The organism is Acutalibacter muris (genome assembly GCF_002201475.1).
Classification (GTDB): Bacteria; Bacillota; Clostridia; order Oscillospirales; family Acutalibacteraceae; genus Acutalibacter; species Acutalibacter muris.
The window spans coordinates 1288915-1304751 of sequence record NZ_CP021422.1 but is presented as its reverse complement, the minus strand read 5'-3'; the positions used below and the strand labels follow the sequence as shown (position 1 = coordinate 1304751).

Below are 15837 nucleotides of genomic sequence, written 5' to 3'. Positions count from 1 at the left end.
CCTCCTCTACTGCTGTTCCTTTTGAAGCTGCTCGATCTCCTCGGGAGTGAGCATCCTGCTTGCCTTGTCCGTGAACACCGTGCCGTGCAGATGGTCCACCTCGTGGCAGATGCACCGGGCGAAAAGGTCCTCAGCTGTGGTCTTGAACCACTTTCCCTTTCGGTTCTGGGCCCTTACCGTCACCTTCTGCGGCCTTGTCACCATACCCCACTCATTTGGCAGGGACAGGCACCCCTCGGCCCCGGTCTGCTCCCCCTCTACGGATAAAATTTCCGGGTTGATGAACTCCACCAGGCCATCGCCTACGTCGATGACGCATATCTGCCTTAATACTCCCACCTGGGGCGCGGCAAGGCCAGCTCCGTTGGCCTCGTACAGGGTATCCTGCATATCGTCCAGCAGCTGGCGGAGCTTATGGTCAAACTTCTCCACCGGGCGGCATTCCTTCTTCAAGATATCCTCCCCAAACTGGACTATGTTCCTGATTGCCATTACAATGGTCACTTTCCTTTCTCAACTTGATCCTCTATATGATGCGGTTCGGGTTCGGGTCCGCATAGACCGTCACCTGCCGAAACTCCCTGAGCCCCGCGAAGGCGGTAAGCAGCCTTGCGATCATCTCCCGGAACCTTGGGCCGTTTTGGCACTTTATTATGAGCTTATAGCGGTATTTGCCGCTCACCCTGGCTATGGCCGCCGGGGAGGGTCTCAGCACCCGCAGGGGCAGGCCCGCGTATTCGCCCCTTGCAAGGCCCTCCAGCTCCTGTAAAAAACGTTCTGCGGACCGGCGCGTAAGCTTTTCGTCCCCGCCCACAAAGCCGATGACCAGCAGGTCCACAAAGGGCGGGTAGAGCATGGCCTTTCTATAGGCAAGCTCCCTTTCGGCAAAGCCGAAATAGTCCTGCTTCGCCGCAAGCCCCAGCACCGGGTTTTCCGGCGCGAAGGTCTGTATCACCGCCCGGCCCGGGAGCCTGCCCCGTCCCGCCCGGCCCACCACCTGGGTCAGCAGGTCAAAGGTCCTTTCGCCGCTTCTGAAATCGTCGCTGTAAAGGGTCTGGTCGGCCGATATCACCCCCACCAGGGTCACGTTTTCAAAGTCGAGCCCCTTGGCCACCATCTGGGTGCCCACCATAACGTCGTACTCCCCCCGGGCGAACTCATGAAGGCTCCGCTCCAGGGAGTACCGGCCCGACATGGAGTCGGTGTCCATCCGCAGGATCCTGGCCTTTGGCAGCAGCTCCCTTAACTGTTCCTCGGCTTTCTGGGTGCCCAGCCCCCTGAAAGCAAGTCCCTCGCTGCCGCAGGAGGGGCATTTTTTCATAAGCGGCGCCGAATACCCGCAGTAATGGCACATAAAACGGCGGTTGGCCGTATGATATGTCAACGAAATACTGCAGTTTGGGCAGCTTACTACCTCCCTGCAGCTCCGACAGCTGGCAAAGGTGTGGTAGCCCCGGCGGTTCAGCAGCACAATAGACTGCTTGCCCCGCCGGAAATTTTCTATCAGCGCCTCCCCCAGAGCCATGCCCACCGCGTGCTCGCTGCCCGGGTGGTCCTCCCAGTTCATATCCACCAGCTGGACCTCCGGCATTACGGCCCTGCCGAAGCGGTCCTCCAGCTTATGAAAGCGGAACCTCCCCTCCCGGGCCATATGGAAGGTCTCCACCGAAGGCGTTGCCGACGAGAGCAGGCAGAAAGCGTCGGACCTGGCGCAGCGGTAGCGGGCCACCTCCCTGGCGTCGTAGCGGGGGCTGGCTTCAGACTTATAGGTGTGCTCCTGCTCCTCATCGATGACGATAAGGCCCAGCTTTTGCACCGGCGCAAAAACCGCCGAGCGGGTCCCCACCGCTATCCTGGCCCTGCCCTGACGCACCCTCCTCCACTCGTCCATGCGCTCGCCCAGGGACAGGCCGCTGTGGAACACGGCCACCTGATCCCCGAAGCGGCTCTGGAACCGGCGCAGGGTCTGTGGGGTCAGGGATATCTCCGGCACCATCACGATAACGCCCCGGCCTTTTGCCAGCACATGGTCTATAAGCTTAAGGTACACTGAGGTCTTGCCGCTGCCTGTCACACCGTACAGCAGGGCGCAGCGGCTGCCCTCCCTGGCGTTCTCATATTCTTCGGTCAGTTCCTCCAGCGCCTTCTGCTGGCTTTCGGACAGTATCAGATCATCATTGTCCTCCTCCGCGGCAAGGGCCTCGGGCCGCCGGTAGATCTCGTACTGGAATACCTCCGCCGCGCCCTTTTCGCAGAGGGCCTTGACTACCGCCGGAGATGCCCCGGTAAAATAGCACAGCTCCTTCTCAGAGACCTCGCCCACGTCGCAGAGCACACCGTACACCTCCCTCTGCCTGGGGGTCAGCCTGCCGTCAAAGCCCGGTATGGGACGCACCATCTTGGAGACGGCGTCCTTTACCCGGTTCATGGCAAGGTTTACCCGGCATACAACGCCCCCGGCCTGTAAGGCCTTAAATTCCGGGCAGTCCCGGGTTATGCCCAGAGCCGCCGAGAGCTTTTCCATGGGCATCGCCCGGCCGTGGGAGCGAAGGGCCATGATTATTTGCCAGGACAGTCCGTCATAGTTCTCCCGGTCAAAGTCGGTAAAGCCGGCGCTTAGCACATAGCTGTCCTTCAGCCTGAAGTGCAGCCCCGCCGGGATCATCAGCTTGACCGCCTCGAAAAGGGTGCAGTAGTACCTGTTCTTCATCCACAGAGCCAGCCCAAGGCCCTCCCGGTCCAGGACAGGCTCGCGGTCCAGCACGGATAAAACCGTCTTTATGCCTTCGCCCTCTTGGCCGTCCAGATCGAACACCATGCCCACCCTCTCGCGGCTCCCCGCTCCAAAGGGCACCGTCACACGCACGCCGGGCCGTACCGTCTTGTAAAGTTCCTCGGGCACCAGATAGGTGAACAGCTTATCAAAATGATAAACCGTATTTTCCACCGCTATTCGGGCAAGCGTGCTCATTCCTCCTCTGGGTTCTCCGGCTCGACGATACGGTAGCGCTCCTGAATAAAATCCTGCACAGCCATGTCCACCGGCTTGTCAATAAGCTTGACCCCCTCGTTCTCCGCCTTTTCGGAAATCTGCCGGGCCCGTTTGGCCACGGCGATAACCAGGGAATACTGGTTCATATGCGGAGTCTTGATAATATTCGCGGATGGTTTTAGCATACCTGCAACACGTTCCTTTCACAAATAGTTTTATTCAGCCTGCCTTATAGGCTATGCCTTCGGGCCGGCTAATAATCCTTTTATAAAGTCTGGATCTCTCATATACCGCAGCTTTTCACTGCGCAGTATAGCCTGCATATCGTCAACAGCGTCCTCCAGGCGGTCGTTTATAACCACATAATCATAGTTTTCCGCCTGTGGAAGCTCCCGGCGGGCCGTCTCAAGGCGCTTTCTGATGGTCTCCTCGTTCTCCGTGCCCCGGCCCCGCAGGCGCTTTTCCAGCACCTCCATAGACGGCGGCGTGATGAATACCGACACACAGTCCGGCGCCAGCTTTTTGATCTGGGCCCCGCCCTGCACCTCTATCTCCAGCACCACGTCGTGCCCCTCGGAGAGCCACTGCTCAACGGGCCCCCTGGGCGTGCCGTACAGGTTTCCCACATATTCGGCGTACTCCAGCATACTCCCGCTGTCGATAAGCCCCCGGAACTCCTCGCGGCTGATGAAATAGTAATGCTTACCGTGCTCCTCGCCCTCCCGCGGCCGGCGGGTGGTGGCGGAGACGGACATCCTGAGGTTCCCGTCCCGATTAAACAGTTCCCCCAGTATGGTCCCCTTGCCGCCCGCGGAGGGCGCGGACACCACCAGCAAAATCCCTCTACTCATTTTCTTCCCCTCCCATATCCTCCCGGCCGTTAAAGCGACCGGCCACTGTCTCCGGCATAATGGCCGACAGCACAATGCTGCCGCTGTCCATAATTATCACGGCCTTTGTCTTCCTTCCAAAGGTGGCGTCGATAACGGCGCCCCGCTCCTTGGCGTCCTGCACCATGCGCTTTATGGGGGCCGACTCGTTGCTGACCACGGCCACCACCTTTGACGCCGAAACCATATTGCCAAAGCCGATATTTATAAGCTTCATATGCTGCCGCCCCTCTCCCTGCCGTCACTCAATATTCTGTACCTGTTCCCTGATCTTTTCTATTTCCGATTTTATATCCACCACCAGGTAGGCTATCTCGGTATTCTGTGACTTGGAGCCGATGGTATTGGCCTCGCGGTTCATCTCCTGCACCAGGAAGTCTATCTTCCTTCCCACAGGGCCGTCGGAATTTGCAAGCTTTTCAAGCTGGGCAAAATGGCTGCGAAGGCGCACGGTCTCCTCGTCCACCGCCACCTTGTCCGCAAAGACCGCCACCTCCGTAAGGACCCGCTGCTCGTCAAACCTGCTGTCAGAGAGAAGCTCCTGTATCCTGCCCTGCAGCCTCTCCCGGTACTCGGCCACCGTGCCCGGGGCCAGCTCCTCTACCTTATCCACCAGGGACAGGATATTCCCGGCCTTCTCCATGATATCGGCCCTAAGCCTTTCGCCCTCGGCCTCGCGCATACGCAGGAAGGAATCCACCGTGGGGGCCGCAATCTCCAGCACCTGCCGCCAGACGGTCTCCTCCTCAGGGGCCTTGTGCACGGTGAATATGTCCTGATAGCGGCAGAGCAGCTCCAGGCTTGGGCCGTCGGGAAGGCTGTAGCGCTCCTGCAATTCCGAAAGCGCCCTATAGTACCCCGCCGCCAGGGAGTGGTTTACCCCTACCTCCACCGACGACTCCCCAAGGTTCTCTATCTGTAAAAACAGGTCCACCTTGCCCCTTGATATGCGCTCGTGCAGATAGGTCTTGAGCCTGTCCTCTAAAAACTGGTATCCCCTTGTGACCCTGGGATTAATCTCGAAAAATTTATGGTTCACGGACTTTAGCTCGAACACGATATGCCGCGTTTCTACTATACCCTCTCCTCTGCCATAGCCTGTCATACTTTTTAGCATATCTGCGGTTCTCCTTCTGTCTGTTTTACTATAAACCCCTAACCAAGAAATTTTACCATTTCCAAGGCTTCAATGCAACTGATTTTCAAAGATTTCATACTTTTTTAAGAAAAAACCCGCGGGTCCCTCTGCAAGGGCCGCAGGTATCAGGTCAGTGGAACTCGTATTTTACAATAGTGCTCATGGGCGTAAAAGCATGGGTGTCGTCGCAGTCAAAGCCCCTGGCCCTGAAAAAGCCAAAGAAATCCGGGAAAGCCGTCTCGATGCTTACGGCCCCGAAATTCTCCCCATATGACGCGGCGGAACGCATAAGTGAGTCAAGAAGGAACACGGTCTCACCTCTGGGCGCTTCTGAAAAATCATAGTCCTCCGCAGTCAGCTGTAAGATGCGCAGCACAGAGCCCTCCAGCTCCAGCGCCGCTGTGCCGAGAGTCTGTCCCCGCTCGCACATAGCCAGTACCCTTGCCTGGGGTCCCGCGCCTTTTATCCCCTTGAGAATCTCCCTCTCCCTCTCTCTGTCCTGCATTGGCAGTATCTCTATCATAGCTCATACTCCTTACTGTGAAGCTTGTGTAAAAACCTGCTGAAATATTCCGGCAGCTCTGCCGAAAGCTCGACATACTCCCCCGTCCTGGGGTGGACAAAGCCCAAGAGCCCCGCGTGAAGGCACTGGCCCCGAAGCTCGGTGATGACCTTTTTAGGGCCGTACACCGGGTCCCCGGCCACAGGGTGGCCGGTATAGGCCATGTGCACCCGTATCTGATGGGTGCGGCCCGTCTCAAGCCGCAGGCGCAGATAGGTGAACCCCGGGAGCCGCTCCTCCACGAAAAAATGCGTAACGGCTTCCCGGGCCCCCGGGGCGTTATGAAGGACCGCTATTTTCTTGCGGTCGGCAGGGCTCCTGCCTAGGGGCGCGTCCACGGTGCCCTTATCCTCCCTGAAGCCGCCATATACCACGGCCCGGTACTCCCTTTTGAGGCTGTGGGCCTGTATCTGTCCGGCCAATCCCCTATGGGCCATGTCGTTCTTTGCCACCAAGAGCAGGCCGCTGGTATCCTTGTCAATGCGGTGCACAATCCCCGGGCGCAGCACGCCGTTTATCCCGGAGAGGCTTTCCCCGCAGTAGTGCACAAGGGCGTTTACCAGGGTGCCGGTATAGTTCCCCGGCGCGGGGTGCACTACCATGCCCTTGGGCTTATTTACCACCAGCAGGTCCTCGTCCTCATAGGCGATATCAAGGGGGATATCCTCCGGCAAAACGTCCGGCTCCGCCAAAGGGGGCAGAGTCACTGTGACGGCCTGCCCGGGGGAAAGCTTTGCGCTTTTGGCCAAAGCCTTTCCCCCCGCCGTTACAAAGCCCCCGGAAATCAGGTTCTGAAGGGCTGAGCGGCTCATGCCCTCGAGCCGCTGGGCCAGCAGCTTATCCAGCCGCAGGGACGCGTCCTCCACTATAAGCGTGAGCTCCTCCCCAGCCTGGACCATAGCCCTCAGCCCTCCTGCTCGGCAAGCTGCTTTTCCCGCCGGGCTCCTATTATGAAATGGATCACCAAAAAGACCGCTCCGATCGTCACACAGCAGTCAGCAAAATTGAATATATAGGGAAAAAACAGCACATGGATAAAGTCCACCACGAAACGCTCGCCTGTGGGCCCCAAATTTATTATCCTGTCAATTAAATTCCCCACACCGCCCGCAAGCAGCAGCGTAGCCGCCGTATAGCTTGCCCAGGTGTGCTCCTTATAGAGGAATACCGCCGCAATTATGCCTATAGCCACAAGAACGCTTAGAACCATGACCAGCCATATCAGCCCATCAAACAGGCCCATGGCGGCGGCCGTGTTCTCAAGATATCTGAATTCCAGCAGCCCGGGTATGACTGTCACGGACCCGCCCGCGCCCTCCCGCAGGAGGGTAGCCGCCAGGTGTTTCGTGACCTGGTCCACAACGATAAGGGCGGCTGACGCCATAATGAGCAGCACCCTTCCCAGTTTTTTACTCAAGGTTCTCTCCTTTCAAGCATCTCACCGCCTGCGCTTCCTTCCGTCCACGTCAATGCCGTCTCCGAAGGGAAGGTTGCTGTAATTTGTGCTCTTCTCCCGGCGCAGCGCTTCGGGGATATTGGAGTGGGCGTTCAGGTCGATGCCCACTGAGCTCAGGTCATTGTCCTCCAGATAGCTCTCCGGCAGGCGGGAGGGCTGCAGCTGCTCCTGGACGTAATTATACGTGTCGTTCAGCGTGCGTATCTGTGACTGCTCCTGCCGCCCTGTCCCCTCTCGTGGCGCGCCCCGGGAGGGCTGGGGAGCCGGCCTTTCCCTCACTGTCCTTGGGGGCTGGGGCTGGCGCGGGGCGGGCTGCTCCCTGTACTCCTGCACCGGCAGCATATGTCTTGGCTCTGGCTCTGGCCTTGGCTCCGGCGCAGGTTCCGCTATTGTCTCCGCTTCTGCCTCCACAACAGGTTCCTCCGGCGGAAGTTCATACAGAGGCTCCGCGGTCTTTATAGGTTCCGGCTCACGAATCGCAACAGGCTCCGGCTGGGGTACGGCCGCCGGCTTTTCGGGCTCCGGCTCGTCCTTCTGCCTGAAGGTGGGTATATGGTCTATACACTCCAGATGCTTTTTATACATCTCCAAAAGCGAGGAACGGAAAGCCGTCACCTGCTTCTTGATTTCCTCAAGCTCGGTCTTCTTCGTGTCCGCCATCTGTGAATATTCCTTGGCGGCCTTTGCCGCGTCGCTTTCGGCGTTCTGAGTGATCTTGCGGGCCTCCTCGTTGGCCTCAAGAAGCTTTGCCTCTGCCTGGGCCCGGGCGTCGCTGACTATGCCCGCGGCCTTCTCCTCGGCCTCCTTCACCATGGCCTTGGACATACGTTGGGCGCTGATGATGGCCTCCTTGATCCCCTCCTCGTCCGTGCGGTAAGTCTCGATCTTCTGGGCCAGGACAGAGAGCTTGCGCTGGGCGTCCGAGTTCCTGGCGGCCAGTTCAGTGTTCAGCGCGGCCAGCTCCCCGGCCTGTTTTACCGCCGCGTCCCTCTCTGCCAGCAGCTCCTGGAAAGAAGCGGCCACCATGTCGATAAAATTATCCACATCCTCCGGCTTATAGCCGGAGAATCCCGCTTTCCCAAAGCTCACCTCATTGATTTCCTTTACCGTCAGCATCTGGAAGTTCCTCCCCTATTGATATTTCCTACATTTAACGGTCAGCCGGCCCTTGCCGGTCAAGGGCCCGAAAGAGTCCAATATAAATTTCCCGTGCCCACGAACGGAGATAATGTCCCGCTCCTCCAGCCGCCGGTCCACGCTGAGGACCTCCTGATGGTTCACCAGCACAGCCCCAGAAGCGATAAGCCTTGCGGCCTTTTCCCGGCTTGTGCGGCATAAGAGCGCCGCGAGGCAGTCCAGCCGGTCCGAGGCTATAACGCCGCTGATATCCTTATACTCCCGAAGGACTGGCAACGGCCCCTGATATCCGGCTGTTATCCTTACTCCTGTCCGGCCTATTTTCCGAAGGCTCTCTAAAAAATACCGCTCCATCTCCCGCCTGACAAAGGCCACTGTGCGGCCCTCCTCCACCAGGAGGTCGCCTATTACGCTTCTCTCAATGCCCAGCCCCATAAAGGACCCCAAAAAATCCCTGTGGGAGAGCTTATCTCCCGGGCGGTAGATGAAGGTCAGGGCGGAAATGGGAAAATCTTCATAAGCGGGCTCCATATAGTCCGGGAAAAACCCGGCCATGACCCTCTCGGCTCCCTCATAACCGCCCCAAAGCAGATACTCCCCCGGCTCCCTGCGAAGGGCCTCCCGGCAGAAAGCCGCCTGACTCTCGTCAAGAAAGCCAAGAAAGCAGGGCCTGCGCCAGGCGGTCCTTACAGCGTCCCTCAGCTTTGCAAGGAGAAGCTCTCTTTCTCCGCCCATGTTAGAAATACAGCCCGTTGCTTTCCAGCTCGTCCAGCACGTCGTCGCCGGTCAGGTCCACAGTATACGGGGTGATGATAAAGGTGGAGGTGGCTATGCGCTTTATCTTGCCGTTATTTGCATAGGCCACGCCGCTGAGAAAATCCACGATGCGCCTGGAGGTCTCCTTATCGGTCTTCTCCAGATTCAGCACCACCGTGTGGCGGCGCAGCAGCTCGTCGGCTATAGAGCGCACCTCCTCGCCAAAGGAAACCGGGTTTCGGACCACCACCTGAAGCTGGGTCTTTGCGTTTATATTGACCACCTTGCCCGGGCTCTGCTCCCTTGGGGTATAAGCCCTGGCCGTTGAATACTCCCTTACATTATTCTCCCTTGGCGTATAGCTGGAGAACGACGAAAAGGACGACACCGGCGCCGCCCGCCGGGATTCCTCCCGGGAAGAGCCGTAATCCTGGCTCTCCTCGGGCTCCTGCTCTGTCTCCTCCGGATAGTCGTCGTACTCGTACTCATCCTCCGGCGGATTCCACATCCTCTGCAGCTTATCCATCAGCCCTGCCATAATACAAACGAACCTCCCTTATTGTTACGCCCTCGCTCCGAACAGCGACGAGCCCACGCGAACCATCGTCGCGCCGCTTTCAATGGCCTCGGGGAAGTCGGAGGACATCCCCATAGAAAGACATACCATATCTACATTATCCATGCTTTTCGCCCGGATGTCAACATAATATTGCTCCATTGCCGTAAAATAGCGGTAAAGAATTTTTTTGTCACTACATATTGGGGGTATAGCCATGAGTCCCTTGACGTGCAGGCCGGGGAAAGCGCGTATCTCATCGATAAATTCCACAAGTTCCTCCGGCAGGGCGCCGCCCTTATTCTCCTCCCGGCCGATGTTCACCTCAACGAGCGCCTCCATTATAAGGCCCTCCCTCTCACAAAGCCGTGATATTTCACGGGCCAGCTTTACGCTGCCCACCGACTGGATACAGCTGACCTTGCCAATAAGGTACTTGACCTTGTTGGTTTGCAGCTGGCCGATAAACTGTAGGTCGCACTCCTCTTTATCCAGACGGTCATATTTATCCAGAAGCTCCTGCACCCGGTTTTCCCCAAGGCACCTGAGCCCCCTTGCTATGGCATGGTTTATCACCTCTACCGGCACGGTCTTTGTGGCGGCCAGCAGAGTTATGTCCCCGGGGCTCCTCCCCGAGCGCTCCGCCGCCCGGGCGATCTTCTCCAGTATCTCCTGATAATTCCTGTCGAACGCCCCAAAGCGTTCAGCGAACGATCTTTCCGTCATAAAGGTCAACTCCTCCCACTACTACCTGATCATACATACGTATAGTATGGTCCGTCACCAGGTTCTCCTGCTCGTCCTCGCTAAGCTCCAGCTTGCATACCGCATAGCCGTTAACGTCTTTTTCCGAGAACACCTGCACAAATTCCAGCCGGCCGCCATAGACCACATAAACGCCCTTGACGTTTTCCTTTACCTTGGTAACCGTATTTCCGTCCTTGTCTTTCTCCTCGTATTCTATATCCAGAAAGCGCAGGGCCTTCTCGTTTACCAGCACGCCGGAATATGTTCTCACATTCACCTGCACATTTTCGTTGCGCACAGCGGCCAGGTCCGCGTCCATATAGGTGCACTCAAAGACCACCGCCGTCTTACCCGTGTCCACGTCCCGGTTCTTTGCCACCACTCTGGCCGGGATGGTGGCCGTGCTGGCATAGGGGATATCCAGGGTCACGTCCTCCACGCCGTCAAACTTTCCCATAGAATCCTCGTCAAACAGGCAGGCCATGTACCACTTGAAATCCTCGCATATTTTGCCAATATACTGTTCGGGGAGATCCCTACCCTCCAGGGCAAACAGCTTCTCCAGCTTTTCGGGGGTCAGCTTTTTCACCTCGTCTATTGATACCGTCTTTTCAAGGCCGTCCGCGAAGGTGACAAAGCATCCGGAGACGGGGGCCTTGATCGAATTCGTCGCCTGGTCCGTGGTCAGCGATTCCTTTTCCGCTCTGAGCTCCTTCACCCGCTGGGCATAGTCCTCATGGCTCTCCTGGCCTGAAAGCACCTGCTTGCGGCTTAAAGACAGAAGCAGCGCCTCTTTAGTATTGGCAACGCTGGAGAAATCACCGCGCTGTACGTCCAGCACGACGCTGCCCAGTTCCTCGTATATCTGCTCGCCAAGGGCGGCGCTTGCCGACACATAGGCGTCCAGCGGCCGGGAAAGGGCCGACAGGCTTTGTATCTCCCTTTCTATGCGGTCCGCCATGTTCTGGGCGGCGGCGTCGCTCTCGCTTTGAAAAATATCGGCTATCACCCCGCCCTTGGAAACACGCGCGCCGTTTGCCACGCGATAGTTCAGCACCCCGGTATAGTTGGGGCTTATTAGGCTCTCCTCACGAACGGCAAAGCCCTGGGTCTGTATGGAGTCCACCACCTCGCCGTAAAGGGCCTCCTCCGTCACAAGGCTGTTGTTTGTAAAGGAATCCGCCCGGCGGTTAACGGCGCTGAAAGCCACTGAGAGGAGCACCAGCAGCGATATGGTTATAACGGCGGCGGCATACAGCTTTCGGTTCTTCAATGGGCGCCCCCTCCTTCCCTCAAGCTGAGTTCAGTATAAAACTCACAGCTTTCCAGTATTTTCATACACTCCTCCAGGGCCGCGTCTGTGCCGCAAAGCCCGTCCATATACAGATATCGGATCTCCGGCTCCCGGGCAAACCATGTAAGCTGGCGCTTGGCGTAGCGGCGGCTCTCACGTTTGATATTTTCCACAGCCTCCTCAAGAGCTATTTGCCCCTCAAAGTACGGAAAAAGCTCCTTATACCCAATGGACTGGGCAGCGGTGGGCGGCTTTGGGGCGCTTTTGCAAAAGCTGTAGAGCTTTTGCGCCTCCTCTAATAGTCCCTTTTCAAGCATCCTGTCCACACGGGCGTTTATGCGCTCATATAAGCGCCGGCGGTCCCTAAACACAGGACAGATCATCACATACCTATATGGCCCCTCGGCCTGTCTTGACCTCTCCGTCTGCCGGGAAAAGGGCTCCCCTGAAAGTATACAGTATTCCAGCGCCCGGAGTACGCGCTTTAAGTTGTTGGGGTGTATCTCCTCCGCTGATACCGGGTCAAGCTCCGCAAGCTTTCGGTGCATCTCATCGGGACCCAGCTTCTGGGCCTCTGAGAAAAGCTTAGCCCGAAGGTTGTCGTCCCTGCACTCCTCCGTAAAGGTGAAGCCCCGAAGCAGAGAGCGGGCGTACAGCCCCGTACCCCCTACCAGCACCGGCAGCCTTCCCCGGCTGTCTATCTCTCCGATAGTCTCTCCCGCCAGCTTTACATAGTCGGATACGCTGAAATTCTCCTCCCACCCAAGAAATCCTATAAGGTGGTGCCTGACCTGTGAAAGCTCGCCCTCCTCCGGCTGGGCTGTGCCTATTTTAAGCCCTTTATATACCTGCATAGAGTCGCAGGAGACTATCTCGCCGCTAAACTTTTTCGCAAGCTCAATGCCCAAAGCCGTCTTTCCCGTGGCCGTGGGCCCTGTGACCGCGATAACAATAGGTTTCTCCGCCATTATACTCTCCCAAATTGTTTCTCTATCTCCCGCCGGCTAAGCAGAATGTATACCGGCCTGCCGTGGGGGCAGTACCGCACCTGGGGGTTCCTCTCCAGCTCCGCCGCAAGGGAGATAAGCTCCTGGCGGCTGGTGTGGTCCCCGGCCTTTATGGCGGCCCGGCACGCCACGTTGTGGTAGACCCAGTCCATATGCTCCGTAGCAAGCTCCGTCTTGAAGCTTGCCAGGTACCCGGCGATTTCCATCACGGCAGCCGCCGCGTCCCCGCCCTCCAGCAGCAGCGGCGCCGAGCGCACCAGCACCGTGCCCGCACCGAAGTCCGACACCTGGAACCCGGCCTCTGAAAGCTCCTTTTCATGGGCCAGCACGGCGGAATATTCGTCCATGTCCAGGCTCACCGCCACCGGCTCCAAAAGAGCCTGGGCCTCGCAGCCACCCCGGTCGGCCTTCAGCCGCTCATAGAGCAGCCGCTCGTGGGCGGCGTGTTTGTCGATAAGCATGAGCTTGTCCGGGCCGTACTCTACGATAATATAAGTCCCAAAGGCCTCGCCGATTATGCGCGAGGAAAATTCGGACACTATCGGCTTTGGCTTTTCCTCCGGGGGCTCCTCGCGCTCCGGCGGGGGCAGAGGCGAGTCCTGCGGTGAGAGGGACTGTCCGGGCTCCGGCTTTGCGGCCGAGTTTTCTCCCGGTTCTATGTCAATTTGCCTTGTCCTGAACACTGGCATTGGAGCTGTCTCAAATACCCGCTTTATTGCCTTTGGGAGCTCGGGTACCTTGGGTTCTTCGGCTCCGCTGTCGTGCAGGAAAAGCGGCTGGTTGAAGCTTTTTGCGGTCGAAAACGTCAGCTGCTCCTTCTTTTCCGGCACAGGCGCATAGGGCGACACAGGCTGCTTTTTCAGCTCCATCTCCTTGGGCCTGTCCCCCGCGTTCAGTGCCGAGCGTGCGGCGTGGTACACCGCGTCGAATATGGGCCGCTCGTTGACAAAGCGCACCTCCAGCTTCGCCGGGTGCACATTCACATCCACCGCCTCACAGGCTACCTCTAAATGCAGCACACAGGCGGGGAATTTTCCCGCCATAATGGAGCCCTTATAGGCCTCCTCCAAGGCCGCCATGGCCGTTCGGCTGCGGATAAAGCGCCCGTTTATGAAAAAATTCTGCATACTGCGGTTTGGGCGGCACCCGGCGGGAGCGCTGATAAAGCCCCGTACCTTTACATGCCCCAGCCGGTAATCCACAGGTATCAGCGTGGAGGAAAACTCCCTGCCGCAGACGGCGTATACTGCCGAGGAGAGCTTGCTGTCCCCGGGACTATGCAGCTGCTCCTTGCCGTCCCGGATAAAGCGTATGGATATCTCCGGGTGGGACATGGCCAGCTTGTCCAGAATACCCGCCACGGAATTTCCCTCTGTCACGTCCTTTTTCAGGAATTTCATCCGCGCCGGGGTGTTGAAGAACAGGTCCCTCACCACAAGGGTCGTACCCCCCGGGCATCCCGCTTCGGTAAGCTCCGGCTCCTCCTCCCCGCCGCAGGCATACCTGACGCCAACGGCTTCCCCCTCGGCCCGGGTAAATAGCTCCACATGGGCCACCGCCGAAATAGAGGCCAGGGCCTCCCCCCGAAAGCCCAGGGTGCCTATAGCGTTCAGGTCCTCCTGCCCCGCCACCTTGCTTGTGGCGTGGCGCAGGAAGGCGGTGGGCACGTCCTCCGGCGCTATGCCGCAGCCGTTATCCGTGACCCGCATATATGTGACGCCGCCCCGGCGTATCTCCACGGTGATGACCGTGGCCCCCGCGTCCACGGAGTTTTCCACCAGCTCCTTTATCACCGCCGAGGGCCGCTCCACCACCTCGCCGGCGGCGATAAGCTCGGCCACCTGTTTATCCAGCACACGAATTTTCGGCATTCCATGACTCCTTCATTCTTTAAGACTTTTGCGCAGAATTATCTTCAAGGGCTCCTGTCTCTGCAAAATAGTCGTCGCAGAACTTGTTCCACAGCACTTCATACTCGTCATGAGTTACACGCCGCATATCATAGGGCGTATAAATCCCGCGCTTTCTTGCCTCTGCCACAAAGCCCTCTACAGGCGGCGGGTCCTCATCAATGAACGCGCGTACTTCGCTATACCCCGCGTCAATGGCGGCGGCAAGCCGGGTGTGGCCGTCCAGAGAGATATACCCGCCCCCATCGGGTATCACAGGTATGACGATATCCTCCGGACCGTGGATAAAGGTTCTGACCGCCGCCAGCTTGTCCTGGTCCACGTAAAACTGTGACGGCTGAAGCTTCTCAAGCTTTACTTTAAATATCTCCACCGGCGGAAATTCCCGCACCAGCTCCCCCTTCACGTCAACAAAGCGTGTGATATGTCCCGCGTAAAACCTGAAGGCGTCGATTATCTCAGGATAAAGCCCTGCGTCCTCTCCGCGTATAACCGCCGAGTTCCCGCCCGTCACCTCAACTTCACAGGGCTTTCCGTTTACCAGAAACGCTCCGTGCTGATAGAGCACGGTTTTTGAAAACCTCTCGTCTTCATAGCGGTCTATTCTCTCAATTTCCGTCTCCATTCTCTACTCCTTCACGGCTCTCGTCGCCAAAAAGCATGGGATATTGTGCTCATGCAAGGTTCCCGCGCCGTTGGTGTCCTCATATAGATGTGTCAGCCGGAAGCCGGCCTCCAGCTGGCCGCCCACCTGTTCCTCCATGGTGTGGGAGAACTGGACGCCGTCGTCGTCCCGCTCAAGCTGGGCCCTCTGCTCCGGGTTCTTCAAGGGGTCAAAGGGGAAACGGCAGAGCTCCGACCTGTCGTCCTCGTCCACAAACAGGAAGTTTATACCGTTATCCAGCCCGCACAGCAGAACGCCGCCCGGCTTTAATATACGCCAGCACTCTTTAAAAATGGGCTTTACCTCCTGCACATAGCAGTTGGAAACCGGGTGGAAGATAATGTCAAAGCTGTTGTCCTCAAAGGGCAGCGGTTTTGTCATGTCCCCGCGAAGAACGTTTATCGCGTACCCCTCCCGCCCCGCCACAAGCCGCTCGCTCTCCAGCTGTTTCGGCGAATAGTCCAGCACCGTGCACTCTGCTCCCAGGGCGGCGAAGATGGGCATCTGCTGCCCGCCGCCGCTGGCAAGGCCCAAAAGACGCTTACCCTTCAAATCCCCGAACCACTCCTTCGGAACCGGCTTTGTGGGCGTCAGCAGGACGCTCCACCGGCCGCTACAAGCGGCTGCATACTCCTCATGGGATATGGGCTTTCCCCACTCCCAGCCCTCCTCTATCCACTTGTCAATAGTGGACGCGTTTATGTCCTGATAATTTTCCATAATGAATC

Annotated in this window: 18 protein-coding genes; all 18 read right to left on the bottom strand. The window is 58.0% G+C overall.

Features of this window, described 5'->3' with window-relative positions:
• Positions 1-6 precede the first annotated feature (6 nt).
• Complete coding sequence (gene def, locus ADH66_RS06620; protein ID WP_066534127.1) at positions 7-492, bottom strand: peptide deformylase; 486 nt, start codon at positions 490-492, stop codon at positions 7-9.
• Between the two features lie 34 nt (positions 493-526).
• Complete coding sequence (gene priA / locus ADH66_RS06615) at positions 527-2971, bottom strand: replication restart helicase PriA (protein WP_066534129.1); 2445 nt, start codon at positions 2969-2971, stop codon at positions 527-529.
• A complete protein-coding gene (locus tag ADH66_RS06610) occupies positions 2968-3177 on the bottom strand; it encodes a DNA-directed RNA polymerase subunit omega (RefSeq protein ID WP_066534130.1) in 210 nt (69 codons plus the stop codon). Before ADH66_RS06610 ends, priA begins: the two co-directional genes overlap by 4 nt.
• Positions 3178-3228: 51 nt before the next feature.
• Complete coding sequence (gmk, locus tag ADH66_RS06605) at positions 3229-3843, bottom strand: guanylate kinase (RefSeq protein WP_066534131.1); 615 nt, start codon at positions 3841-3843, stop codon at positions 3229-3231.
• Positions 3836-4099, bottom strand: coding sequence for an extracellular matrix/biofilm biosynthesis regulator RemA family protein (locus ADH66_RS06600; protein WP_066534132.1), 264 nt, complete (start codon positions 4097-4099; stop codon positions 3836-3838). The genes gmk and ADH66_RS06600 overlap by 8 nt, the downstream gene beginning before the upstream one ends.
• 24 nt (positions 4100-4123) lie before the next feature.
• On the bottom strand, positions 4124-4999 hold the full coding sequence (locus ADH66_RS06595; RefSeq protein ID WP_066534133.1) for a YicC/YloC family endoribonuclease: 876 nt from the start codon (positions 4997-4999) through the stop codon (positions 4124-4126).
• Between the two features lie 151 nt (positions 5000-5150).
• Positions 5151-5543 (bottom strand): hypothetical protein, encoded by a 393-nt coding sequence (locus ADH66_RS06590; RefSeq protein ID WP_066534134.1) that lies wholly within the window; start codon positions 5541-5543, stop codon positions 5151-5153.
• A complete protein-coding gene (locus ADH66_RS06585; RefSeq protein WP_066534137.1) occupies positions 5540-6481 on the bottom strand; it encodes an RluA family pseudouridine synthase in 942 nt (313 codons plus the stop codon). The genes ADH66_RS06590 and ADH66_RS06585 overlap by 4 nt, the downstream gene beginning before the upstream one ends.
• A 5-nt stretch (positions 6482-6486) precedes the next feature.
• Positions 6487-6999: a signal peptidase II gene (gene lspA, locus ADH66_RS06580; RefSeq protein ID WP_084384198.1), complete on the bottom strand. Its 513-nt coding sequence runs from the start codon at positions 6997-6999 to the stop codon at positions 6487-6489.
• Between the two features lie 21 nt (positions 7000-7020).
• Positions 7021-8154: a DivIVA domain-containing protein gene (locus tag ADH66_RS06575; RefSeq protein ID WP_066534139.1), complete on the bottom strand. Its 1134-nt coding sequence runs from the start codon at positions 8152-8154 to the stop codon at positions 7021-7023.
• 15 nt (positions 8155-8169) lie between these two features.
• Positions 8170-8910 carry a YlmH family RNA-binding protein gene (locus ADH66_RS06570; RefSeq protein WP_066534143.1) on the bottom strand — a complete coding sequence of 247 codons (741 nt, stop codon included), beginning with the start codon at positions 8908-8910 and terminating at the stop codon, positions 8170-8172.
• 1 nt (position 8911) lies between these two features.
• Positions 8912-9469 (bottom strand): cell division protein SepF, encoded by a 558-nt coding sequence (locus ADH66_RS06565; protein WP_066534145.1) that lies wholly within the window; start codon positions 9467-9469, stop codon positions 8912-8914.
• A 24-nt stretch (positions 9470-9493) separates the two neighbouring features.
• Complete coding sequence (locus tag ADH66_RS06560) at positions 9494-10213, bottom strand: YggS family pyridoxal phosphate-dependent enzyme (RefSeq protein ID WP_066534146.1); 720 nt, start codon at positions 10211-10213, stop codon at positions 9494-9496.
• Positions 10191-11507 (bottom strand): HlyD family efflux transporter periplasmic adaptor subunit, encoded by a 1317-nt coding sequence (locus ADH66_RS06555; protein ID WP_066534147.1) that lies wholly within the window; start codon positions 11505-11507, stop codon positions 10191-10193. The genes ADH66_RS06560 and ADH66_RS06555 overlap by 23 nt, the downstream gene beginning before the upstream one ends.
• Entirely contained in the window at positions 11504-12496 is a 993-nt protein-coding gene (gene miaA / locus ADH66_RS06550) for a tRNA (adenosine(37)-N6)-dimethylallyltransferase MiaA (RefSeq protein WP_066534148.1), read from the bottom strand. The genes ADH66_RS06555 and miaA overlap by 4 nt, the downstream gene beginning before the upstream one ends.
• Complete coding sequence (mutL, locus tag ADH66_RS06545; RefSeq protein ID WP_066534150.1) at positions 12496-14406, bottom strand: DNA mismatch repair endonuclease MutL; 1911 nt, start codon at positions 14404-14406, stop codon at positions 12496-12498. Before mutL ends, miaA begins: the two co-directional genes overlap by 1 nt.
• Positions 14407-14425: 19 nt before the next feature.
• A complete protein-coding gene (locus tag ADH66_RS06540) occupies positions 14426-15070 on the bottom strand; it encodes a ParB/RepB/Spo0J family partition protein (protein WP_066534151.1) in 645 nt (214 codons plus the stop codon).
• Positions 15071-15073: 3 nt separating this feature from the next.
• On the bottom strand, positions 15074-15829 hold the full coding sequence (locus ADH66_RS06535; protein ID WP_066534152.1) for a class I SAM-dependent methyltransferase: 756 nt from the start codon (positions 15827-15829) through the stop codon (positions 15074-15076).
• Between the last annotated feature and the right edge of the window lie 8 nt (positions 15830-15837).

What these genes read in the sequence shown, in the direction of transcription:
- def (WP_066534127.1), bottom strand. Translation starts at nt 492, where the DNA reads ATGGCAATCAGGAACATAGTCCAGTTTGGGGAGGATATCTTGAAGAAG.
- priA (WP_066534129.1), bottom strand. Translation starts at nt 2,971, where the DNA reads ATGAGCACGCTTGCCCGAATAGCGGTGGAAAATACGGTTTATCATTTT.
- ADH66_RS06610 (WP_066534130.1), bottom strand. Translation starts at nt 3,177, where the DNA reads ATGCTAAAACCATCCGCGAATATTATCAAGACTCCGCATATGAACCAG.
- gmk (WP_066534131.1), bottom strand. Translation starts at nt 3,843, where the DNA reads ATGAGTAGAGGGATTTTGCTGGTGGTGTCCGCGCCCTCCGCGGGCGGC.
- ADH66_RS06600 (WP_066534132.1), bottom strand. Translation starts at nt 4,099, where the DNA reads ATGAAGCTTATAAATATCGGCTTTGGCAATATGGTTTCGGCGTCAAAG.
- ADH66_RS06595 (WP_066534133.1), bottom strand. Translation starts at nt 4,999, where the DNA reads ATGCTAAAAAGTATGACAGGCTATGGCAGAGGAGAGGGTATAGTAGAA.
- ADH66_RS06590 (WP_066534134.1), bottom strand. Translation starts at nt 5,543, where the DNA reads ATGATAGAGATACTGCCAATGCAGGACAGAGAGAGGGAGAGGGAGATT.
- ADH66_RS06585 (WP_066534137.1), bottom strand. Translation starts at nt 6,481, where the DNA reads ATGGTCCAGGCTGGGGAGGAGCTCACGCTTATAGTGGAGGACGCGTCC.
- ADH66_RS06575 (WP_066534139.1), bottom strand. Translation starts at nt 8,154, where the DNA reads ATGCTGACGGTAAAGGAAATCAATGAGGTGAGCTTTGGGAAAGCGGGA.
- ADH66_RS06570 (WP_066534143.1), bottom strand. Translation starts at nt 8,910, where the DNA reads ATGGGCGGAGAAAGAGAGCTTCTCCTTGCAAAGCTGAGGGACGCTGTA.
- ADH66_RS06565 (WP_066534145.1), bottom strand. Translation starts at nt 9,469, where the DNA reads ATGGCAGGGCTGATGGATAAGCTGCAGAGGATGTGGAATCCGCCGGAG.
- ADH66_RS06560 (WP_066534146.1), bottom strand. Translation starts at nt 10,213, where the DNA reads ATGACGGAAAGATCGTTCGCTGAACGCTTTGGGGCGTTCGACAGGAAT.
- miaA (WP_066534148.1), bottom strand. Translation starts at nt 12,496, where the DNA reads ATGGCGGAGAAACCTATTGTTATCGCGGTCACAGGGCCCACGGCCACG.
- mutL (WP_066534150.1), bottom strand. Translation starts at nt 14,406, where the DNA reads ATGCCGAAAATTCGTGTGCTGGATAAACAGGTGGCCGAGCTTATCGCC.
- ADH66_RS06540 (WP_066534151.1), bottom strand. Translation starts at nt 15,070, where the DNA reads ATGGAGACGGAAATTGAGAGAATAGACCGCTATGAAGACGAGAGGTTT.
- ADH66_RS06535 (WP_066534152.1), bottom strand. Translation starts at nt 15,829, where the DNA reads ATGGAAAATTATCAGGACATAAACGCGTCCACTATTGACAAGTGGATA.